Below are 21323 nucleotides of genomic sequence, written 5' to 3' on the forward strand. Positions count from 1 at the left end.
ATTCCCTAGCTCAGGGCCACGTTCGAGGCGCTCTCGGGCAGGTCCTTGCCGAAGGCGCGCTGGTAGAATTCCGCCACGAGGGTGCGCTCCAGCTCATCGCACTTGTTGAGGAACGTCACCCGGAAGGCGAAGCCGATATCCTGGAAGATGTCGGCGTTCTCGGCCCAGGTGATGACCGTGCGGGGGCTCATGACCGTCGACAGGTCGCCGTTCATGAACGCATTGCGGGTCAGATCGGCCACGCGCACCATCTTGCTGACGATCTCGCGGCCGCCGTCGCGCTGGTAGTGCAGGGCCTTGGACAGGACGATGTCGACCTCGCGGTCGTGGGGCAGGTAGTTGAGGGTGGTGACGATGGACCAACGGTCCATCTGGCCCTGATTGATCTGCTGGGTGCCGTGATAGAGGCCCGAGGTGTCGCCGAGGCCCACGGTGTTGGCGGTGGCGAACAGCCGGAAGGCCGGGTGCGGGCGGATGACCCGCTTCTGGTCCAGCAGGGTCAGGCGGCCGGAGAGTTCGAGGACGCGCTGGATCACGAACATCACGTCGGGCCGGCCGGCATCGTACTCGTCGAACACCAGGGCGACGTTGTTCTGCAGGGCCCAGGGCAGGATGCCGTCCTGGAAGGCGGTGATCTGCTTGCCCTCCTGTAGCACGATGGCATCCTTGCCGACGAGATCGATGCGCGAGACGTGGCTGTCGAGGTTGATCCGGATGCAGGGCCAGTTCAGGCGGGCGGCGACCTGCTCGATATGGGTCGACTTGCCGGTGCCGTGATAGCCCGTGACCATGACGCGGCGGTTGCGGGCGAAGCCCGCCAGGATCGCCAGGGTGGTCTCCCGGTCGAAGATGTAGTCCGGGTCGAGGTCGGGCACATGCTCGTCGGTCTTCGTGAAGGCCGGAACCATGAGGTCGAGGTCGATGCCGAAGGCCTCGCGCACGGAGACGGTCCGGTCGGGCAGCGAGGCGGGCGAGACGTCAGAGAGCATACGGGACCTCGTGGAGCGGGCGCCGGCGGGACCGGAACACGCGGGGGGCTGTGTCGGGCGAGAGGGGCGCGACGCGCGCGGAGCCGCTTTCGCCCCGTCATCTAGGGGACGGCGCCGGGGGACGCCAAGGGTGGATGCCACACGAAAGAGACGTGGTCGGGCACGATATAGGGCGCCGCGCGCCGATTGCCGCCCAGGCCCGGGCCGACCAGACCTGCAAATCCGACCGGATCCCGAAAATCCACGCAGGGTTCGTGCCGCTCTCAGCACAACCCGGCGGCGCGCAGGGCGTCGTGGGCGCGGATGATGTCGCGCAGGCGCTCCTCGAACGAGCGGTCGCCGCCGTTGGCGTCGGGGTGGAAGCGCTTCACCAGCACCTTGTACTGCGCCTTGATGGCCGCCGAATCGGCGTTCTCGTCGAGCCCGAGGACGTCGAGGGCCTTGAGGGTGGCCGAGGAATGGCGCGGCCGGCGCGGCTCGGGCGCGCGCTTGCGCCGGGCGGTCTCGCCGACGCCCTCGGCGCGCAGGATGTCGAGGGGATCGACATAGGCCCAGTCGCGCGTGGCCTCGGGCTTCGGCTTCGCCGCGGCGGTGGCGGGGTTCACCCCCATGGCCCAGGTCGGGCGATGGCCGATGATGGCGTCCTTCTGGAAGGCCTGCACGGCGGCGTCGTTCATGCCGTCGAAGTAGTTGTACGTGGCGTTGTAGGCCTTCACGTGGTCCATGCAGAAGCGCCAGTACTGCCCCTCCGCCTTCCGGCCCTTGGGGGCGCGGTAGAGCCCGGGGTTCTGGCAGCCGGGCGTGTCGCAGCCCTGCGCCGACGCCTTCTTGGGCTCGTCGCAGGTGCGCTTGATGCGGATGCTGTCGAACAGGGGCGAGTTGAGATCCATGATGGGGCGATTATGAGAGGGCGGGTCGCAGACACAAGAGCGCCGGGCCTGATGCCGCATGCGGCCATCGGGGGTTGACGGGAGCGGCGGCCAAGCCCCCGAACGAGCGAGCCCCGAACGCGAGATCATTCGCCCGGAAGGAGACCGCACCATGACGACCATGAGGGACTGGATCGACGAGACCTTGCGATCCGCGCTCGCGCCGACGCATCTCGACGTGATCGACGAATCGCACCTGCACGCCGGCCATGCCGGGGCGCGGCCCGAGGGCGAGACCCATTTCAGACTTGATGTCGTCTCGGCGGCGTTCGACGGCAAGAGCCGGGTCGAGCGCCACCGCCTCGTCAACGGCGCCCTCGATCCGGCGTTCAAGCGCGGCCTGCACGCCCTGGCGGTGCGGGCGCGGACGCCGGCCGAGGCCGCCTGATCGAACGGGCCGGAGACCGTCGCCGTGGCGCTTCAGTGCACGCCCCAGATCAGCATCGACGAGGCGGAGCTGGAGGAAAGCTTCGTGCGCGCCTCGGGCCCCGGCGGGCAGAACGTCAACAAGCTGTCCACCGCGGTGCAGCTGCGCTTCGATGCGCGGCGCTCGCCGTCCCTGCCCAACGCCGTCGCGGTGCGGCTGATGCGGCTCGCCGGCCGGCGCCTGACGCTGGACGGCATCATCGTCATCTCGGCCCAGCAGCACCGGACCCAGGACCGCAACCGGGCCGATGCCCGCGAGCGCCTCGCCGCCCTGGTGGCGGAGGCCGCCGTGCCGCCGACCCCGCGCCGGGCCACGCGCCCGACCCTGGCCTCGAAGAAGCGGCGCCTCGACGAAAAGTCGAAGCGCTCCGACACCAAGCGCCTGCGCGGGGACCGGGGCGACGGGTGATCCCCGACACCCGCCCGCCTCAGGGCGTCGGGGCGGCGGTGCCGTCCGGCGGATGGTGCTCGACCTCGCCGCTGACGTAGGGGCTGCCGGGCTTGGCGATGGTGAGCACCAGGGCGATGACCGCGAGCAGGGCCGCCAGGGCCGCCGGGAACAGGAACGCGTCCTCTCCGTAATGCATCTGCAGCACGCCGCCGATGACCGCGCCGGTGCTGAGCGCCGCCCACAGGGGGGCCTGGATCCAGAACGACGGCGCGACCACGCCGAGGAGCAGGTTGGCGAGCCCGGTTCCGAACCGCACCACGGCGCCGGTGACGTAGGTGAGCGCCAGGCTGCGGCCGCCCTCGTCCTGCAGGGTCGCGTTCTGGAGGCCGAGCGCGATGACGATGGGATAGGCGTGGAGCGGGAACGCGAAGGTGCCGTGGGGCACGATGAGCCCGACGGTGAGCAGCACCGCCTGGAGCAGCAGCAGCACGGACAGGCGCCAGCGCCCGACCCAGGCTGCGATGAGCGTGCCCGCGAAGGCGCCGAAGCAGAACAGGATGATGACGGAGGCGACGCGCGAGGTGCTCTCCCAGTCGAATCGGCTGACCGACACGCCGAACCGCGTGGTGTTCCCGCTCATGAACGACATGAACAGCTGCGAGAATTCGAGGAAGCCGATGGAATCGGCGCAGCCCGCCACGGCCGAGAGGGCGAGGGCGAACGGGATGCGCGTTCGCGCGCTGGCGGGAAACGCCTTGCTCTGCGGGTCTGCCATGGAATCTCCAGAGGATCGGCCCCGGGGAGGGGCAGGGAAACGGCCCGACGCGGGGACGACGCCACGACGCGGGATTGCCGGTCCCCATACGCGCCCGGGCGCGCGATGGGATTCCGGGAGGCTGTCGAATCTGGCCATGGCGTGCCGTGCGGCACCTGTCCACCGTTCCGCCTCACGGGGACGGGATGATCGGCTGACGTTCGCGTGATCCGGCTTGCCGGCGACCCACCCTCGCCCGTGATCCGAACTCGCCCGGGATCCGGACCGGATCAGCCGGGCCGGCGGGCGACGACGATGCGTCCCGGGACGGGCAGGCCGCGTTCGCGCCGGAGGGTCGCGGGGTCGAGGCATTCGAGGACGAGGCCGGCCCGCGCCACGGCCCGTTCCACCAGGGCGTCGCCATGGGCGTAGCGGGCGTCCGCGCCGAGCACGAGGCCGTCGCCTGCATGGGATTGCACGCTGAAGCCGAGGCGCCCCCCCGGCCGCAGCACCCGCGCGGACCCCGCTAGGAGGTCCGTGAGTCCGCCCACGTAAATCATCACGTCGGCGGCGGTGACGAGGTCGGTCCCGGCGTCCGGTTCCGCCGCGAGGCCCGCCACGAGGTCGGCCTCCACCAGGCGGGCGTAGCGCTTCCCCCGCGCGGCCTCGGCCAGCATGAGGGGCGAAAGGTCGATGCCCGTGAGGTGGCGCGCCCGGTCGCCCAGGGCCGCGCCCACGAGGCCGGTGCCGCAGCCGAGGTCGAGCACGGTGTCGTAGACCGCCGGCGCGTCCGGCAGGCGATCGAGGGCCGCGACGAGGAGTTCGGGGGCCCGGTAGGCGAGGTCGTCCACGAGGTGGCGCTCGAACCGTGCGGCGTAGGCGTCGAACAGGGCACGGATGTAGGCCGGGGAGATCGCCCCCAGAACGTCGCCGTCGCCGTCCTCCCGGCGGCCCGCGCCGATCTGCGCCAGGGCGAGCCGGGCGCCCTGCACGTCCTCGGGGTCGAGGTCGAGGGCCGCCGCGTAGGCCCGCAGCGCCGCGTGGTGGTCGCGAAGGTCGCCGTGGGTGACGTAGCGGGCCTCCCGCGCCCGGCCGAGGAGGAACCAGGCCGGGGCGTAGCGGGGCGCGATCTCCAGGGTCTGCTCCGCCATCTCGGCGGCCCCCAGGGCATCGCCCTCGGCCAGGCACCCCTCGGCGTAGGCGTAGCGTCTGTCGGCGAGGAACTCGCCGGAACCGGAGGGGCGTGACATGCTGGGTGGGGGCGGCCGCTTCGCTCGGGGATCGGGCGCCCTATATGCCGCGCCGATGACCTTCAGCGCCAGCGATCTCCTCACCCTGACCCGCGAGGGGCTCTACTGCCCCCTCGGCGATTTCCACGTCGATCCGACCTGGCCCGTGCCCCGGGCCCTGATCACCCACGGCCACGCCGACCACGCCCGTGCCGGCCACGGGCAGGTGCTCGCCACGGGCCAGACCCTGCGGATCATGGCCGTGCGCTACGGCGAGGATTTTTGCGAGGCCCGCCAGGAGGCCAAGCTCGGCGAGGACATCCGCGTCGGCGACGTCACCGTCCGCTTCGCCCCCGCCGGGCACGTCCTCGGCTCGGCCCAGATCGCGATTCAGGCGCGGGGCGTGCGCGTCGTGGTCTCGGGCGACTACAAGCGCGCGCCCGATCCGACCTGCCTGCCCTTCGAGGTCATGCCGTGCGACGTGTTCATCACCGAGGCGACCTTCGGCCTGCCGGTGTTCCGCATGCCCGACACCCGGGACGAGGTTCAAAAACTCCTCGATTCCGTGGCGCTGTTCCCCGAGCGCGCCCACATCGTCGGCGCCTACGCGCTCGGCAAGGCCCAGCGGGTGATGGCCCTGCTGCGGGAGGCCGGCTACGACCGGCCGATCTACCTCCACGGCGCCATGGAGAAACTGACGGAGCTGTACAAGCAGGAGGGGATTCCGCTCGGCGAGACCCCCAAGGTCGTCGCGGCCGAGCGGGGCAAGCTCCACGGCGCCATCGTGCTGTGCCCGCCCTCCGCGATCCAGGACGTGTGGTCGCGCAAATTCCCCGATCCCGTCGCCTCCTTCGCGTCGGGCTGGATGCGGGTGCGCGCCCGCGCCCGCCAGAAGGGCGCCGAACTCCCCCTGTGCATCTCCGACCATTCCGACTGGCCCGACCTCTGCCGCACGATCCGGGAGACCGGGGCCGGGGAGGTCTGGGTGACCCACGGGCAGGAGGACGCCCTGGTGCATTGGTGCGGGACCCAAGGGATCGAGGCCAAGCCCCTGCACCTGCTGGGCTACGGCGACGACGGCGAGGCCGAGCCGGGCGTCGCGGAGGTCGCCGCGTGAACCACTTCGCCCTCCTCCTCGACCGCCTCGCCTACGAGCCGCGCCGCAACGCCAAGCTGCGTTTGCTGCAGGATTACTTTTCGCGGACCCCCGATCCCGAGCGCGGCTTCGCCCTCGCGGCCATGACCGGCAACCTGACCTTTCGCGAGGCGAAGCCCGCGATGATCCGCGGGCTGGTGGAGGCGCGGGTCGATCCGGTGCTGTTCGCCCTGTCGCACAACTACGTCGGCGATCTCGCCGAGACCACGGCGCTGATCTGGCCGGCGCCTGGCGTCACGGCTTCCCTCAATGCCCTTACGCCCGGGCGTGGGGATGCGCCCCCGCCTCTCGGCCACAACAACTCGCCGCCCCACATCCCGACCCTGGCGGAGGTGGTCGAGACCCTCGCCACCGTGAAGAAGACCGAACTGCCGGGGCACATCGCCGAGTGGCTCGACGCCCTTGACGAGACCGGGCGCTGGGCGCTGCTCAAGCTCATAACCGGGGCCCTGCGCGTCGGCGTCTCGGCGCGTCTGGCCAAGACCGCCGTAGGGGCGCTCGGCGGCCACGAGGCCGACGCGGTGGAGGAGGTCTGGCACGGGATGGTGCCGCCGTACCTGAGCCTGTTCGCCTGGGTCGAGGGGAAGGCCGAGCGCCCCACCACCCTCAACCCGGCGCCGTTCCGGCCACCGATGCTGTCGCACCCCATCGATGCGGAGACGGACTTCGAGAAACTCGATCCGGCGGCGTTCTCGGGCGAGTGGAAGTGGGACGGCATCCGCGTCCAGCTCTCGGGCGGCCGCGACGAGGCGGGAAGCCAAGTCGCGCGGGTCTATTCGCGCACGGGCGAGGACATCACCGGCGCGTTCCCGGATCTGGCGCAGGCCATCACCTTCACGGGCACGCTGGACGGCGAATTGCTGATCCTGAAGGAATCCCGCGTCCAGAGCTTCAACGTCCTGCAGCAGCGCCTCAACCGCAAGGCGGTGACCCCGAAGCTCCTGGAGGAATTTCCCGCCCATGTCCGGGCTTACGACCTGCTCACGGCGGAGGGCGCGGACCTGCGCCCGCTGCCCTTCGCCGAGCGCCGCGCCCGGCTTGAGACGTTCGTCGCCGCCCTCGACCATGCCCGGATCGATCTCTCGCCCCTCGTGCCCTTCGCCACCTGGGAGGATCTGGCTGAAGCGCGTGCCGATCCTGCCGCCGTGGGGGCGGGGGAGGATGCCGACGCCATCGAGGGCGTGATGCTGAAGCTGCGCGACAGCCCCTACCTGCCCGGCCGCCCCAAGGGGCCGTGGTGGAAATGGAAGCGCGAGCCCCACCTCGTCGACGCCGTGATGATGTACGCCCAGCGCGGCCACGGGAAGCGCTCGTCGTTCTACTCGGACTACACCTTCGGCGTCTGGCGGCCCCGCCAGGACGGCAGCCTCGAACTGGTGCCCGTCGGCAAGGCCTATCACGGCTTCACCGACGCGGAACTGGCCAAGCTCGACCGCTACGTCCGCAACCACACGGTCAAGCGCTTCGGCCCCGTGCGCGAGGTCGCGTACGGCCTCGACGAGGGGCTGGTGCTGGAGATCGCCTTCGAGGGCGTGCAGCGCTCGACCCGGCACAAGTCCGGCGTCGCGCTTCGCTTTCCCCGCGTCCACCGCATCCGCTGGGACAAGCCGGCGGCGGAGGCCGATCGCATCGCCCTCCTCGAAACGATCCTGGCCCGGGGGACGAGCGAGATCGCCCCGGGCGCCACCCTGGAGATCCCCTCATGACCCGTGCTGCCCGCATCGGCGAACTCGACGGCTTCCGGGCGGGCCCGGTGAGCCGGCAGGCGAGCGCCCGCCTCGTGGTGGCGACGGAGGGCCCCGGCTTCACCGATATCACCGACCGCGTCGCCGCGTTCGTGGCCCGCAGCGGCGTCGCGCACGGTGTGCTGACGGTGTTCTGCCGGCACACCTCGGCCTCCCTGACCATCCAGGAGAACGCCGACCCGGACGTGCAGACCGACCTCATGACCGCCCTCGACGGGTTCGCCCCGCGCCACGGCGCCTACGTGCACGGCAGCGAAGGCCCGGACGACATGCCGGCCCATATCCGCACCCTGGTGACGGATGCGAGCCTCGCCGTGCCGGTGCTGGACGCCCGCCTCGCGCTGGGCACCTGGCAGGGTATCTATCTCATCGAGCACCGCGACCGGCCGCACCGGCGGGAGGTTGTCCTGGCGGTTGTGGGAGGATAATTGATACTGTTAGGGCCTGTCGTCGCCTGAACAGATTGGCTGGGCTTGCGTTTTCGTCTCTCTGATGGAGGAGGGACGATGCTGAGCGACGCGCAATGGGCTGATCTGGNTAGGGCCTGTCGTCGCCTGAACAGATTGGCTGGGCTTGCGTTTTCGTCTCTCTGATGGAGGAGGGACGATGCTGAGCGACGCGCAATGGGCTGATCTGGAGCCTCTGGTTGAAGCCTGCCGGCCCAAGGCCAAAACGCCTCCGCAGGATCTGCAGCGCACGCTCTCGGCCATCCTTTGGCGGCATCAGAACGGAGCCAAATGGCGAGCTATTCCCGAGGAATTGGGACCCTGGTGGCGGGCTGCCCAGATCTTCATCCGCTGGTCGCGTGCCGGCGTCTGGGAGCGGCTTCTTCACCTCGTGCAGGAGCGCGGTGTCCAACTCGGTATGGTGTTCCTCGACGGCACGAACGTTCGGGCGCACCAAAAGGCGGCGGGAGCCGCCAAAAGGGGGGATCTGCAGCCGAGCGAGACGCTCGTGAAGCTGTCGGCCGCTCGCGTGGCGGGTATGGCACCAAGGCTTGCGTGATCGCCGACGGGCAGGGCCGCGCCATCGCCTTCCGGCTGGCGCCCGGTCAGGCCCATGAACTTCCTCACGCTGTTCCCCTGCTCGACCAACTGCCGGGGGTGCCCAAATGGGTCGTGGGGGATCGCGGCTATACCAGCCACGTCTTTCGCGAACACATCTGGGATATGGGCGCTCGGCCTGCGATCCCGCCTCAGCGCCACGAAGCGCCCGTGGCCTGCCCGGATTGGATCTACAACAACCGTAACCAGGTCGAGCGTCTCTGGGCCAGGCTCAAAGAGTGGCGCGCCATCGCCACACGCTACGAGAAGACTGCCGTCAGCTTCATGGGCGTCCTCTCCCTCGCAGCCGCCCTCGATTGGCTCAAGCGATGACACGCCCTAGGCGCCATCGCCACACGCTACGAGAAGACTGCCGTCAGCTTCATGGGCGTCCTCTCCCTCGCAGCCGCCCTCGATTGGCTCAAGCGATGACACGCCCTAACCGTCCCGACGTCGAAATCGGGTGCCTAGCAAAACTGGAGGTCGCGGTGCTCCTGCCCAAGGGCGTGTTCCGGGGCACCTGCTCCGCCCGAACGAATGCCCGATGAACGGGAGCCGCGGACGGCGATCACGGCGGCATGGAAGACGAGAACACGATGCTGACCCGCCTGAGCCGCGCCTTCCTGAAGGTGTTCCCTACCATCCTTCTCGTCGTCGTGGGCCTGATTGCAGCCGTGTTCCGGAAACGGTCGGGGCCTAGGAAGGGCGCGACGACGCTCGTCCCGGTACCCGCCAGGCAAACTGCGCCTCCGGTGCGTCGCCGCGGGGCTGCCATCGCGCTCCTCGCCCTCCTCATCGGGATCGGGCTGATCCTAGCCTTGGTCGGCGGTGATGGCGCCCTTTGGCGGCTCGGGTCCCCGCTTCCCTTCTCGAACGGCGAAGGCGGGCGACCGGTGGCGGCCCTATCGCGGCCAGAGGTCGACGCCAGCAGAGGAAACACCTCGGAAGCGGTCGCTCGGGATAGACCGGCGATTGAACGAACGCCGGGCGAACCAGGCGTGGCGATGGCTCCCGGCACCCCTGACCCAAGTTCCCCATCGTTCGATACCGTCCGCGTCGAGCCAAACGGGGAACTCGTCGTCGCCGGGCGAGCGACGCCGAACGGCACCGTGGAGCTCTTAGTCGACGGCAAACCCACCGCCCGGGCGGTCGCCGATGGGAACGGCCAGTTCGCCATCGTCCCGCCGGCCCTCCCGGCCGGCAACAGCGAGGTCGGCCTTCGGGCCACCGATGCGGAGGGCATCGTTCGCCAATCGCGGGACAGCGTCGCGGTGGCCGTCGCGCCATCGCGCGATGACAAGCCACTGGTTGCCCTGACCTCGCCCGACAAAGCCACCGTGGTGCTGTCGCAACCGGGTTCATCACGGACGGTGATCCGGTCGGTTCCCGATGCCGTGTCCGCTCGACGGACGACGGCGGACGCCGCATCCCCGTCTCGGCGAGGCTCCGGCGAAGTTGCTCCGAGCTATAGCGCCTCGAACGCCATTGGCGAAAACGATGCTGTCCGGCCCGGCCGGACCGGGGTCGGCGACGGCCCCGACGCGAAGGTCTCGGATCGAACCGCATCCAAAGGGATCGGGTCCCCCTCCTCGGAGGCGCCTCAGGCCCCACCACCGGAGCGGGCAGTCGGGACGGGATTGTCGGAGGCCCCCACCAAGGTCGTCAGCGTCGATGCGCAGGAGGGCGGCCGGCTGTATGTCAGCGGCCAGGCTCCCGCCGGTGCGACAGTACGGCTCTACCTCAACGATACCCTGATCGCCCCCGCCACGGTTGGTCGGGACGGCAGCGTCACCTTCACCATCGGTCGAGGCGTCAAGCCGGGGGACTACAAGGTCCGGCTCGATCAGGTCGATGCCGCCTCGGGGAAGGTCCACAGCCGCGTGGAGGTACCCTTCTCGGTTCCTCATGACGCCCGGATCGCGGGGACGGGCCGTTCGGTCCCGGCACCACCCGAGGCATCACCCGGCGGGCAGGTGGCGTCGAACGCATCCCAACCAGCGGCGGTCGGGCGGCAAGGCGCGAACAAAGGCACGTCTGAGTGGCCTCGGGATTCCATATCCAGCATGTCGGCGACAAAGCCATCATCGGATAATATGAGCGTTCCGCTCAGGCCCAACGCTGTCCCCGGCGCCGTCTACGTGCCTGAGGTGAGGACCGCCCGGATCGAGCGCGGCGACAGCCTTTGGGCGATCAGCCGGCGGACCTACGGCGAGGGTGACCGCTACACGGCGATCTACGACGCCAACCAGGACCAGATCCGCGACCCAGACCTGATCTATCCCGGTCAGGTCTTCGTGCTGCCGGCCGAGGACGCCATCGATGCCGGTCTGGGCGAAAAACGCGGCTGAGGAGAATCAAATCATGACCAAATTCACCAAGGCCGTGACCTACGTCCTCGCCGCCGCGGCCGTCTTCATGCTCGTCATTGTCGTCCTGCAATCCACGAACATGCTGGCGAGTTCATGAGACCGCGGAGGGCCCATGGGTTCTTGTCGCACGTCGGCTTTGGTCGGGAGCATGCACGGAAAGCTCCGGTTCGAACCTGATGGTCCTTGATCCTTGCACTGACGGAATGGTGTAGGAACGGTATCGTCGCAACGATGTTTCCGGACCCTCAGCTTAAGCCGGAGGCGTCCATGCGTATCATGCCGTCTATCCTGACTATCTTTTCAGGGCAGAAGAGTGCGAATTTTTCCAGAACGGGGAAAAACGGCCGCATCCGCATTCACGCTGCTCGTCGTGAGGATTATGCCAGCATCTATCCAAGCGGACAGAGCTACACCTGGGGAGGGCCGACCACGGCGTCGAACGGGTTCGCGCCGGCTATAGGCTACGACGCTTACCACGGCGGCAACGGCTACTGACCCTGTGACGTGTTGTACCACACCCAACGCCGGAACGGCTGACTAGGCGAGGTTGTTTCTGGCCCACATCTCGAAAGACAGGAGCTATCGAATGCGCAAGCTCGCACTTGCATCCACAGCGCTGCTCGGCCTCGGCCTGCTGGCATCGGCACCTGCCGAGGCTCGCGGCTGGGGCGGTGGCTACGGCCACGGCGGCTATGGCTACGGCGGCGGTTACCGCGGTGTCGGCTTCCGCGGTGGTTACGGTGGGTATCGTGGTTACGGCGGCGGCTATGGGCGCGGCTACGGTTATCGTCGCGGCATCGGCCCAGGCGCAGCCATCGGCCTCGGCATCGCCGGGCTCGCGGCGGGTGCCATCGTGGCGAACAGCTACGGCGGATACGGCTATGGTGGATACGGCTACGGTCGTCCGGTCGGGTACTACGGCGGTGGGTATGGCTACGCGCCTGCCTACGGTTACGCACCGGCTTACGGTTACGCACCGGCTTACGGTTACGCACCGGCTTACGGTTACGGCTATCCGGCCTACGGCTACGGGTACTGACCCGGGAGCGTTAGCGTCCCGCCATCTGTCGTAGCGGGCTCTGGTAAGAATGTAGTGAGCATGGATCTCTCCATGCTCACTACATTTGTACTATTATGTACTTCTCGAATAAACAGACATTGACTGAAAAAATAACCGGCGCCATCTGAACATAATAAGAAGATCCGGGTTGGTCACCTGATCAACTAAAGGATGCAAATGTCACGTTTCAAAATGCTTTGCGGTGCCGCCGCCCTCTCGACCCTCGGTCTTATGAACACCGCCGCATTCGCGCAGGAAGGCGGCCCCTGCTCGGATGACATCGCCAAGCTCAAGCGCGAACTCGGAACCCAGGTCGGCATGGGGGCGCCGGTCTCGCAACCCGACACCGGTCAGCGCAAAGGGCCGAACGACGGATCGGCCGACCAGACAGCGAGCACGACCGCATCCGCGGCCAAGCCGGTCGGGAACGCCGAGACGGATCGCGCCCAGCAGGGCGGGGCGTCCAAGGCAACGGGCGGATCACCGGGGACTGTCGGCGGCGTCTCGGGACCCGTTGCGGCGGCCGCCGGGACCGGTCTGGCCGACTCGGTCGCGAGCGGGCGGATCGCCACCTCACCGGCCGACGTCCGGGCGCAGTCCGAGAACAAGCCGACCGCCGCCGTCGAAGCATCCAAGGGAGGCGAGCCGTCCGCCTCGGCGAAGCTGTCCGACGAGGACAAGGTTTCGCAGGCCAAGACCGCTCTGCAGCGCGCCACTGATCTCAACGCCAAGGGCGATCAGTCCTGCCGCGACGCAGTCCAGCAGGCCCGCTCATTGATGCCTCAGCAAGGTCGCTGAACGGCCCCATGTCCACAACCCGAGCGACGTGCTCGGTATAGTCGATTGCGGGGCGGCCAGGCCGCCCCGCGCAGGTGGCTTAGGCCTTGCCGGTGACCTTGTCTGCGACGTGCTGTGCGCCGTCCTTGACGTCGCCGGTCGTCTTCTGGGCTTCGCCCTTGAGCTCTTGGGCCTTGCCCTCAGCCTTCAGCTTGTCGTTGTCGGTGACGTTGCCGAGGCCCTGCTTCACGTTGCCGACGGCCTCGTTGGCCAGACCCTTGATCTTGTCGGTGGTGCTGCTCATGGCGGTTCTCCATCGCGACCGGGCCGGCCACGGGAACCTTGAACGGCCATGGCCCGAACGCCGTTCCAAGTGTCCGGTAACGCTTACGAGACGCAGTCCTTCCCGATCCGCATGATCGGCGGCATGGCCACGGCGACGGAGCCGATGGTGTTCGCCACCCTGCGGTTCTGCGTGCTGATCGCCTCGACCATCCGCGTTGGGGCCGGAGCCCGGGCCGTTGATGCGGTCGATGCAGATGCCTATTGCAGGAAAATGGCTTCGAACGCTCGGGCGATGATCGGGAGCGCCACCGGGTTGCGCAACCTTCGTGGGCGGGGCGTCGGGGAAAAGGCGGTGGCATCCGCCGACGATGCGAGCCTTGTCGGTTCAAGTGAGCTGGCGTCGGCGGCCTGGCACTCCTACGCCGCCACGACACAGCATCGTAGCGTGCTCTAAACGTCAACGAGGCCACGCCTATGTGGAAGTGGCCTCGCTAAACCTAAGGTTTTACAATGCGGAACTTTGGTCCTCAAAGCGGATCATTGAGCCCGAGAACAAACACGAGATCAGCAGCCTGAGTTGATGCGGCATCATCGATCCTAATCGGAAATTTGATGTCGAGCTTGAGCGCCAGCGGTCGCTAAAATTCTGCATCTCGTCAATCTTCAAGAAAGCGTCGGCTTTACATATTTTCCGGCCGAAAGCAGACGGGCAGTAATCCACCCGACCCGGACGTAGTTCATCCCCACCGAGCCGCCGCGAAGCGGACCATCCGAGGGTCTGCGAGGGGTCGGATGCGGACGGTACCAACCGTTAGGTTCCAACTACCAGTCCCTTCCGCTGCCACGTCCATCGGAAGGTACATAAACTCGTCCGCCACCCGACCGTGATGGTTGCTGGAGTCCGGTGAAGCGTCCCGAACACGTTCACGGTCGCGCGCTTCCACCACCTCGTGGTCGCCTAACGGGGGCTGAACGGCGCGGTTCAGCATGGGTTCGAAGCGCGAACATAGAACGCCGTCACCCCGACAAGGGGCGATGCCCCACCCCACCGGCATCGCCAGGAACCGGCCCCGTCCGGGCACGCCGAGCATCTCGCGGCTCGGGTCGGCAAACGACACCCCAGAAAGATCCACATGAACGATACGCAGACCATCACCGGCACCGTCTGGGCCGTCTTCGGGCACCGCTTCGCCATCAAGGCCAAGGACGTACGTGTCCTTGCGGACCTCGGACCGAAGGGCGCCGAGGGCATCGCAATCGCCAATGGCGACACGGTCACGATCACGGGAGAGCGCAAGCCATCGGAGACCAAGGTGACGTCCATCACCCTTAAGGACGGCATCGTCCGCGAGATCGCGTGGCCGAAGAAGCCTCACGAGGAAAAGGCGGACCATGCCCCGGCCGATCCGGCTGCGGCCCTCGCGGCGGTCAAGGCCGATGGCTACGCCGCCGAGGGTGAGCCGGCGCGCAAGCCGAAGCATTTCGAGATCGTCGGGGCGAAGGACGGCGTCCGCCACGAGATCCACGTCGAGCTCGACGGCAAGATCCGGAAGGTCAAGCCGCTCGCCGCCTGAGGGATGGACCCGATCCCGACCTCGGCCCGGCGGGCGGGACCGGCGTCGGAGCAAGGCCGATCACGTTTCGTCGCCATAGCCGAAAATCCGGCGCTCGGCCGGAGCCGACGGGTGTCCCGTCGGTTTGTTCCCCCGGATCGGGCCTTGCACCGATCCGGCCCGTTGCCCGAGGACCGATATCTTGGACGTCATCCATCCCGACCCGCCGATGCGCGAGGAAATTTCGCGCGGCTTCTACCCGGCGTTCGAGGGCAAGTGGCGTAGGGCCGAGGTGATCGGCCGTTGGGCCATGATCGCCTTCGTCGCCGCCAACGTCCTCGGAGCGTTTGGCCAGGGGCTGTTCAGCGAGCGCGCCGTTGCCAACAACGATGCCTCGATCCGTTTGCGCTACGAGCCGGTCGTCCGGTTCGGCGCACCCACAAAGGTCCAGTTCGATACCCGCGTCCCGCCCGGCAGCGACAAGGTCGCCGTGACCATGGCCAAGGGATTGGCGGACCATTTCGGACTTGAGAGCATCATCCCGCGCCCCTCGCGCTGGGAGGCGGGCGCCGACAGCATCCGCATGGAGTTCCCCGTGGTGAAGGGCCAGGAGCGGGTCACCATCCTGTTTGCGGGCTCGCCGGGCTTCCGCGGCGGCGTCGAACTCTGGGCACGCCTGGATGCGGGCGAGACCCTGTCCTGGTCCCAGTATTCGGTCCCGTAGCCATGAGCACCGTCTTCAAGGCCGCGGCGGCCTACCTCGTCGTCCTCTTCGTCATCCGCCTCATCGGGCGCCGGACGGCGAGCCAGCAGGCCCCCATCGACATGGTGGTCCTCTTTCTCTTCGGCGGCATGAGCGTCAGCGCCGTGCTCGGCGACGACAAATCGTTCGTGGGCGCGATGAGCGCGATCTTCACGGTGGGTCTGATGCACGTCGCTGTGTCGTGGCTGAAGCTGCGCTACGTCTGGTTCGAGCGCATCTGCGACGGCACGCCCATCGTGGTTTTTCGCGATGGCGATTGGGACGGTATCCAGATGCGGCGCCTGCGCATGCAGCAGGCCGATGTCCGCACCGCCGCCCGCCAGCAGGGGCTCGAAGACATGGACCAGGTCGCGGTCGCGGTGGTCGAGCGGGACGGCAAGGTCTCCATCATCGAGAAGGAGTGACGTACGGCGCCTGGGCCGGGTCCCTTCGCGAGTCCGTGGTGCCCTCGCCCCGTGATGCAGATCCGGCACGCGGCCAATGAGACGGGCAACCACCGTACGGCCAACGTGTTGTCGATGGCACCCAGCGGTCCGCGGCGCGTCGATCCGCGGCCCGGCGTCGGCGAGCGCACCAGCCCCCGCCAACGAGCCGCAGCATGACCGATCCGACGACGCCTCCTTCCGAGGTCGCAGACACCCGGCGCCTCGATGCCCTCCGGGACTACGACATCCTCGACACGCCTCCCGAGAAGGGCTTCGACGACATCGTCGAGTTGGCTCGCATGACCTGCGCCGCGCCGGTCGCCCTCGTCAGCCTGGTCGCGGGAGATCGGCAATGGTTCAAGGCGCAGTCCGGCTTCGCGCCCCGCGAGACGTCACTCGACAAGTCGGTCTGCGCCCATGCCCTGGCCGAGCCCGACCTGCTCGTCATTCCCGACCTGACGCTGGACCCCCGCACCCGCGACAATCCCCTCGTCACGGGCGAGCCGCACATCCGCTTCTATGCCGGTGCTCCGCTGCAGGCCGCCGGCGGCGAGCGGCTGGGAAGCCTCTGCGTGATCGACACCGTCCCCCGGCCGGAAGGGCTCACCGAGCGCCAAACCTCGGCGCTACGAGCGCTCGCCGGGCAGGTAATGACACAGATGGACCTGCGGCGGTCGGTCGTTGAACGTGAGCGCATCCTGTCGGGCCAGGCGGTGCTCATCGCGCAACAGGACGCCTTGATCGCCGCCCAGGCCGCGGTCACCCGGGCGGCCGGAAACCGTGAGGCCATCCTCGACGCCCTCGTCGCCGGCGTCATGAAAGCAGTTCCCCAGGCCGAGGGTGGCGTCATCGAATTGCGCGACGGGGACGAACTCGTCCACCGCTCCGGACACGGATCGCTCGCCCCGCATGACGGGCTGCGCCTGCCGCTGGAAGGCAGCCTGTCGGGCCACTGCCTGACCTCGGGCAAGCCGGTGCTGTGTCCCGACGTACTTCGGGACCCCCGGGCCAAGCGCGACCTTATTGAACCCCTGGGGGTACGATCAGCCATCTACGTTCCGGTCTCGCGAGGAGACACCAACGTCGGCGTGCTCAAACTGCAATCGAGCCGGCCGGATGCGTTCTCGGGAAGCGACCTGCGCGCCGCGACCCTATTCGCAGCAACCATTCCGGCCGGCTTGGCCGAGGCGGGCGAGGCCGAGGCCCGTCGCGGCATGCGCGCGAGCGAGGCCACCCTCAGGACCGTGATGGAGACCCTGCCCGTCGGCGTAATGATCGCCGAGGCCCCGTCCGGGCGCATCGTCGGCCACAATGACCGCGTCGCCGCCATCCTCGGCCATGGCGTGATGCCGACGGAAGCGGACGGGGGACCGGATCGCTGGGTCGGCTTCCACGCCGACGGACGACGGGTCGAAGCCGACGAGTGGCCCCTGCTGAAGCTTGCACGGCACGGCAACGGCGAGGCCGAGCTTGAGGTCGATTACCAGCGTGGCGACGGCCGGCGCGCCTGGGTCGGGTTCACCGGCGCCCCGATGCACGATGCCGACGGCGTCGTCGTGGGGAGCGTCGTGGTGGTCACCGACATCGACGAGCGCAAGCGGGCGGAACTCCTGCTCGAAGCCGCCAAGCACGCCGCCGAGGAGGCCAACCGGGCGAAAAGTGAGTTCCTCGCCAACATGAGCCACGAGCTGCGCACCCCGCTCTCGGCGGTGATCGGCTACTCCGAGATGCTGCAGGAGGAGATGGAGGATCTCGGGCACGAGAGCCTGCTTCCCGACATGCGCAAGATCGAGGCGAACGCGCGCCATCTCCTCGGGCTCATCAACGACGTCCTCGACCTCTCGAAGATCGAGGCCGAGCGGATGGAAACCTACGTCGAGGACTTCGCCGTTGAAACGGTCGTGCGCGACGTCGCCTCGACGGTCGAGGCCCTGGTCGCGGCCAAGGGCAATGCCCTGACCCTGGACCTCGCCCACGGACTCGGCGAGGCCCGCACCGACGTGACCAAGCTGCGCCAGTGCTTGATCAACCTCCTCAGCAACGCCGCGAAGTTCACGGAAGGGGGGCGGATCACCCTCACGGCCGAGCGGACCGAGCGCGACGGCGTTGATTGGCTCACCTTCCGCGTCGGTGACACCGGCATCGGCATGAGCCCGGACCAGCAGGCGCGGCTGTTCGAGCGGTTCACCCAGGCCGACGCCTCGACGACCCGCAAGTTCGGCGGCACCGGCCTCGGCCTCTCGATCACCCGGGCCTTTGCGACCATGCTGGGCGGGGACATCTCAGTCGAGAGCCAGGAAGGCAGCGGCACCACCTTCACAGTCTCGATGCCCGCCCGCATCGTCGGGTCCCAGGACGAGGACCCGGCCGTGGACCCCGCCGGGGGGACGGCCCCCGAAGACGGAACCGCCGGGCCCGGTGTCGTCCTCGTCGTGGACGACGATCCGGCGACGCGGGACCTCGTCGCCCGCTTCCTGGAGCGTGACGGGTTTAAGGTTGCCGTCGCCATCGACGGCCGGGAAGGCCTCGAACGCGCCCGGGCTTTGAGGCCGAGGGTCATCCTGCTCGACGTGACCATGCCGCAGATGGACGGCTGGTCGGTGCTGCGGACGCTGCGGGGCGACGCGGAGCTCGGCGACACGCCCGTGATCATGGTGACGGTCTTGGACGAGCAGAACCTCGCCTTCTCCCTCGGTGCCACGGACTACCTGCAGAAGCCCGTGGATTGGGACGAGCTCCACGGGGTGATGGATCGCTTCCGCCCCCAGGTCCACGAGGGACCCCTGCTCGTCATCGACGACGACGCCGACACCAGAGAGCGGATGTCGACGCGGCTGTCCAAGGAAGGCTGGCTGGTCGCAACGGCGGAGAACGGCAAGGCCGGACTCGCGGCGGTGATGGCCGAGCGACCCTGCCTGATCCTCCTCGACCTGATGATGCCGGAGATGGACGGGTTCGCCTTCCTGGACGCCATTCGGGCCAAGCCGGCATGGGGGGCGATCCCGGTGGTGGTGCTGACCGCCAAGGACGTCGACGGCAACGACCGCCGCCGCCTGGCCGGTCAGGCCGACCGAGTCCTTCGCAAGGGCCAGGTCGGCCTAGACGATCTCCCCGCCCTCCTACGTTCGCTCGTCGCGCCGTCCCAAATGGCGTGATGCCTTCGCCGGGAGGGCGACCGGCTTCACGGGTGAACTACGTTGTCATTCACGTCTCGCAGGGAAACACATGGCCCACGTCCTCGTCATAGGTGCCAGCAAGGGCATCGGCCTTGAGACTTCCAAGGCGGCCCTCGCCGCCGGGCATCGCGTGCGGGCGTTCGCCAGATCAGCCGGAGGCATGACCCTCTCGGGGGCGGGCCTGGAACGGTTTTCCGGGGATGCCCTCAACGCCGGTGACGTCGCTTCGGCCCTCGACGGCATCGACGTAGTTGTTCAGGCGCTCGGCGTGCCGATGAGGAACCTGCTCGGGCCGGTGACCCTGTTTTCCGATGCGACCAACGTGCTGGTCCCGGCGATGGAGAAGGCGGGCGTCCGCCGGGTCATCGCCGTAACAGGCTTCGGCACGGGCGACAGCCGCGACGCCATCGGCCTGCTCCAGCGCGTCCCGTTCCGCCTCGTCTTCGGGCGGGCCTACGACGACAAGGACGCCCAGGAGATGCGCATCCGCAGGAGCGATCTTGCCTGGACCTTCGTCAGGCCCGGCGTCCTGACGCCCGGATCGGCGACCGGTCGCTACAAGGTTCTTTCCGAACCGTCTTCGTGGCGCAACGGGCTGATCTCCCGGGCCGACGTGGCGCACTTCATCGTCGGCGAGATCGACCGCCCGTCCTACGAGCGTAAGGCCGTAGTGTTGGTCGGCTAGTGGGCAAAATCCGACGGTGAAACCTATGTCTGGGGTCTGCTTCCGACCCATGCCAGACGCCCGGACCATCCACGTCTCTTCCTGGAAGCCGTCGTTCTTCGGCCGTCCGGTAAATCCGCTTGACGCACTCTTCTGTGGTGTGCGCCATCTCTGTCCGACGCTCTAAATCGCGTCGCTTCCAAGCAGCGCGGCGGTCGTGCGATGCCGCTCAAGTTCGTTGCGCAGGTAATTGATTCCGCCCTCCTGCAACCTGCGCAGTGTGTCTGGATCGGTCTCCCGATCCCGGCGCATGGAGACGAAGAACTCGAAGCCGCCTGGCTCGACCCCCGACACCCGGTTCATGACAAACGGTAACAGCCCGAGTCGTGTCGCTCCCGCGACCAAGTCMAGAAACGAACGCGACGTTACCACCCAACAATGGGCGGGCACGTAAGCTCCGGACTGCGCCCGAGCCGCCTCCGCGCGGGCGTGCRCCAGGCCTGCATCGCCGGCCATGCGCGGCGCATGCGCGGCATCCTCGCCATTCCAAATTTGTTCGGGTGTGATCGATCGGACCTCGGAGGCGTGGGCGAACACCTGCCGTGGACTCGGTCGCGTCAGGCCCATCAGNGCATCCTCGCCATTCCAAATTTGTTCGGGTGTGATCGATCGGACCTCGGAGGCGTGGGCGAACACCTGCCGTGGACTCGGTCGCGTCAGGCCCATCAGGTCCGCCTCGACCAGTTCGGCCAAGGTGCTCACCGGCCGTGTGGCGTCGCAGGTAAAGCGCTTGTCCGGCAGGGACAGGTTAAGCACCCCGCCCGGGCGCAACGCCGTGTGGATGCCGCGCAGCCACCCGAGCAGGTCGGGTACGTAATGGCCAACCTGACTAGCAATGGCGAAGTCGTAGCCGTCCCGGCCGAGCACATCGACGAGGGCACCCGAGTTGMTCCAAGCGCGGTCGATCGGCGCCGTCCCAGGTTGGCCSGCTCCCGCATCGAGATCGCGGTCGACGTAAGTGATGCGAAGCCCGTCGGGCAGCGGCGTCGGGTTGTTGGMCGGGCCGAACTCAAGGCCGCGCCCTTCGGGAAGACCGATGTCGTGCGTCAGCCGGGCCAAGCGCCTGTCAGAGGCCCGGCGTGACAGGAAGGCGTCGAGTGAGAGGGAGCCGGGTCGCACGTCCRCGTCTCAGCTCCCTTGCAACTCCGGCGTCCTTCGGCTCAGGCRACGAGTGCTGCGAGCCCGTCGCGWGCGTCCCAAGCACWGTGCGCGCTCAGTTCCGCCGCGAAGACCGTATCGAGCCGCGCCCGCTCCGCCTCGACGAGGGGGCCGTCGACCGCCACCGGACGGCAGCGGCCAGCCAGGCCTGGTGCTACGAAGTCGGGGTTGTGCAGGGCGTGGTCGGAGCCGTCGACRAAGAACGGGCGGTCGCCCCCGTCGATGTAGCTCTCGGCCGGCAGACCTTCGGCGAGCAGGATGTCGTGGGTCTCGAGCTCGACGTGCCAGTAGGTGACGCTCGTGGCCGGCTCGCGGACGATGGTGGTGCCGTTGATCAAGCACATGATCGGTACGAGCACGCCGCTCTCGTT

General features: G+C 68.3%; 22 protein-coding genes and 3 pseudogenes. 17 read left to right on the forward strand and 8 right to left on the reverse strand.

Features of this window, described 5'->3' with window-relative positions; translation table 11 throughout:
- Nucleotides 1-5 precede the first annotated feature (5 nt).
- On the reverse strand, nucleotides 6-989 hold the full coding sequence (gene cobS, locus ASF22_RS09700; RefSeq protein ID WP_056171938.1) for a cobaltochelatase subunit CobS: 984 nt from the start codon (nucleotides 987-989) through the stop codon (nucleotides 6-8).
- Nucleotides 990-1252: 263 nt separating this feature from the next.
- The gene (locus ASF22_RS09705) at nucleotides 1253-1879 is read right to left on the reverse strand and encodes a DnaJ domain-containing protein (RefSeq protein ID WP_056263650.1); all 627 of its coding nucleotides are present in this window, start codon (nucleotides 1877-1879) and stop codon (nucleotides 1253-1255) included.
- A 151-nt stretch (nucleotides 1880-2030) separates the two neighbouring features.
- Between ASF22_RS09705 and ASF22_RS09710 the strand changes: the two genes are divergently transcribed.
- Nucleotides 2031-2306 carry a BolA family protein gene (locus tag ASF22_RS09710; protein WP_056171935.1) on the forward strand — a complete coding sequence of 92 codons (276 nt, stop codon included), beginning with the start codon at nucleotides 2031-2033 and terminating at the stop codon, nucleotides 2304-2306.
- A 24-nt stretch (nucleotides 2307-2330) separates the two neighbouring features.
- Nucleotides 2331-2753: an alternative ribosome rescue aminoacyl-tRNA hydrolase ArfB gene (gene arfB / locus ASF22_RS09715; protein ID WP_056171932.1), complete on the forward strand. Its 423-nt coding sequence runs from the start codon at nucleotides 2331-2333 to the stop codon at nucleotides 2751-2753.
- Between the two features lie 19 nt (nucleotides 2754-2772).
- On the opposite strand, the gene ASF22_RS09720 is transcribed toward arfB, so the two are convergent.
- Together ASF22_RS09720 and ASF22_RS09725 are read right to left on the reverse strand one after the other, a co-directional pair.
- On the reverse strand, nucleotides 2773-3510 hold the full coding sequence (locus tag ASF22_RS09720) for a YoaK family protein (RefSeq protein WP_056171930.1): 738 nt from the start codon (nucleotides 3508-3510) through the stop codon (nucleotides 2773-2775).
- A 269-nt stretch (nucleotides 3511-3779) separates the two neighbouring features.
- Nucleotides 3780-4739 (reverse strand): methyltransferase domain-containing protein, encoded by a 960-nt coding sequence (locus ASF22_RS09725; RefSeq protein WP_056263652.1) that lies wholly within the window; start codon nucleotides 4737-4739, stop codon nucleotides 3780-3782.
- 55 nt (nucleotides 4740-4794) lie between these two features.
- Between ASF22_RS09725 and ASF22_RS09730 the strand changes: the two genes are divergently transcribed.
- The 9 genes and pseudogenes from ASF22_RS09730 (at nucleotide 4795) to ASF22_RS09760 (ending at nucleotide 12889) form a co-directional block, all read left to right on the forward strand.
- The gene (locus tag ASF22_RS09730; RefSeq protein ID WP_056263653.1) at nucleotides 4795-5835 is read left to right on the forward strand and encodes a ligase-associated DNA damage response exonuclease; all 1041 of its coding nucleotides are present in this window, start codon (nucleotides 4795-4797) and stop codon (nucleotides 5833-5835) included.
- Nucleotides 5832-7580 (forward strand): cisplatin damage response ATP-dependent DNA ligase, encoded by a 1749-nt coding sequence (locus ASF22_RS09735; RefSeq protein WP_056263655.1) that lies wholly within the window; start codon nucleotides 5832-5834, stop codon nucleotides 7578-7580. Before ASF22_RS09730 ends, ASF22_RS09735 begins: the two co-directional genes overlap by 4 nt.
- Complete coding sequence (locus tag ASF22_RS09740) at nucleotides 7577-8047, forward strand: secondary thiamine-phosphate synthase enzyme YjbQ (RefSeq protein ID WP_056263657.1); 471 nt, start codon at nucleotides 7577-7579, stop codon at nucleotides 8045-8047. The genes ASF22_RS09735 and ASF22_RS09740 overlap by 4 nt, the downstream gene beginning before the upstream one ends.
- 178 nt (nucleotides 8048-8225) lie before the next feature.
- A protein-coding gene (locus ASF22_RS09745) for an IS5 family transposase (RefSeq protein ID WP_156647651.1) occupies nucleotides 8226-8995 on the forward strand; the annotation gives its coding sequence in 2 pieces (ribosomal slippage) (nucleotides 8226-8541 and nucleotides 8541-8995; 771 coding nt in all).
- A gap of 12 nt (nucleotides 8996-9007) precedes the next feature.
- Nucleotides 9008-9094, forward strand: a pseudogene (locus tag ASF22_RS23730) (IS5/IS1182 family transposase); the annotation flags it as partial.
- 146 nt (nucleotides 9095-9240) lie between these two features.
- Nucleotides 9241-11010, forward strand: coding sequence for a LysM peptidoglycan-binding domain-containing protein (locus ASF22_RS22900; protein ID WP_244474236.1), 1770 nt, complete (start codon nucleotides 9241-9243; stop codon nucleotides 11008-11010).
- A gap of 288 nt (nucleotides 11011-11298) precedes the next feature.
- A complete protein-coding gene (locus ASF22_RS23735; protein WP_156647652.1) occupies nucleotides 11299-11526 on the forward strand; it encodes a hypothetical protein in 228 nt (75 codons plus the stop codon).
- A 91-nt stretch (nucleotides 11527-11617) separates the two neighbouring features.
- Complete coding sequence (locus ASF22_RS09755) at nucleotides 11618-12070, forward strand: hypothetical protein (RefSeq protein ID WP_056263660.1); 453 nt, start codon at nucleotides 11618-11620, stop codon at nucleotides 12068-12070.
- A 252-nt stretch (nucleotides 12071-12322) separates the two neighbouring features.
- Complete coding sequence (locus tag ASF22_RS09760; protein ID WP_244474237.1) at nucleotides 12323-12889, forward strand: hypothetical protein; 567 nt, start codon at nucleotides 12323-12325, stop codon at nucleotides 12887-12889.
- Between the two features lie 79 nt (nucleotides 12890-12968).
- Here ASF22_RS09760 and ASF22_RS09765 read toward each other — a convergent pair whose 3' ends face one another.
- Complete coding sequence (locus ASF22_RS09765; RefSeq protein WP_056166843.1) at nucleotides 12969-13172, reverse strand: CsbD family protein; 204 nt, start codon at nucleotides 13170-13172, stop codon at nucleotides 12969-12971.
- Nucleotides 13173-13220: 48 nt separating this feature from the next.
- On the opposite strand from ASF22_RS09765, the gene ASF22_RS09770 reads away from it, so the two are divergent.
- The 6 genes from ASF22_RS09770 (at nucleotide 13221) to ASF22_RS09795 (ending at nucleotide 19755) form a co-directional block, all read left to right on the forward strand.
- On the forward strand, nucleotides 13221-13607 hold the full coding sequence (locus ASF22_RS09770) for a hypothetical protein (protein ID WP_056263663.1): 387 nt from the start codon (nucleotides 13221-13223) through the stop codon (nucleotides 13605-13607).
- Between the two features lie 679 nt (nucleotides 13608-14286).
- Complete coding sequence (locus ASF22_RS09775; RefSeq protein WP_056263665.1) at nucleotides 14287-14727, forward strand: hypothetical protein; 441 nt, start codon at nucleotides 14287-14289, stop codon at nucleotides 14725-14727.
- Nucleotides 14728-14908: 181 nt separating this feature from the next.
- On the forward strand, nucleotides 14909-15430 hold the full coding sequence (locus ASF22_RS09780; RefSeq protein WP_056263667.1) for a hypothetical protein: 522 nt from the start codon (nucleotides 14909-14911) through the stop codon (nucleotides 15428-15430).
- 2 nt (nucleotides 15431-15432) lie between these two features.
- Nucleotides 15433-15873, forward strand: a complete 441-nt coding sequence (locus tag ASF22_RS09785) for a YetF domain-containing protein (protein WP_056263668.1) — start codon at nucleotides 15433-15435, stop codon at nucleotides 15871-15873.
- 194 nt (nucleotides 15874-16067) lie between these two features.
- Nucleotides 16068-19049, forward strand: coding sequence for a response regulator (locus ASF22_RS22905; RefSeq protein ID WP_082483601.1), 2982 nt, complete (start codon nucleotides 16068-16070; stop codon nucleotides 19047-19049).
- A 70-nt stretch (nucleotides 19050-19119) separates the two neighbouring features.
- Entirely contained in the window at nucleotides 19120-19755 is a 636-nt protein-coding gene (locus tag ASF22_RS09795) for an NAD(P)H-binding protein (protein WP_056263671.1), read from the forward strand.
- 162 nt (nucleotides 19756-19917) lie between these two features.
- Here the strand turns inward: ASF22_RS09795 and ASF22_RS24815 are convergent.
- From ASF22_RS24815 to ASF22_RS24825, 3 genes and pseudogenes are all read right to left on the reverse strand, one after another.
- Nucleotides 19918-20364 (reverse strand): annotated as a pseudogene (locus ASF22_RS24815) (hypothetical protein); the annotation flags it as partial.
- Between the two features lies 1 nt (nucleotide 20365).
- Nucleotides 20366-20913 (reverse strand): annotated as a pseudogene (locus tag ASF22_RS24820) (methyltransferase domain-containing protein); the annotation flags it as partial.
- Nucleotides 20914-20954: 41 nt separating this feature from the next.
- On the reverse strand, nucleotides 20955-21323 hold a 369-nt coding region (locus tag ASF22_RS24825), incomplete at its 5' end, for a Hint domain-containing protein (protein ID WP_244474238.1).

It is taken from the genome of Methylobacterium sp. Leaf87 (genome assembly GCF_001422775.1).
In the GTDB taxonomy this organism is placed as follows: domain Bacteria; phylum Pseudomonadota; class Alphaproteobacteria; order Rhizobiales; family Beijerinckiaceae; genus Methylobacterium.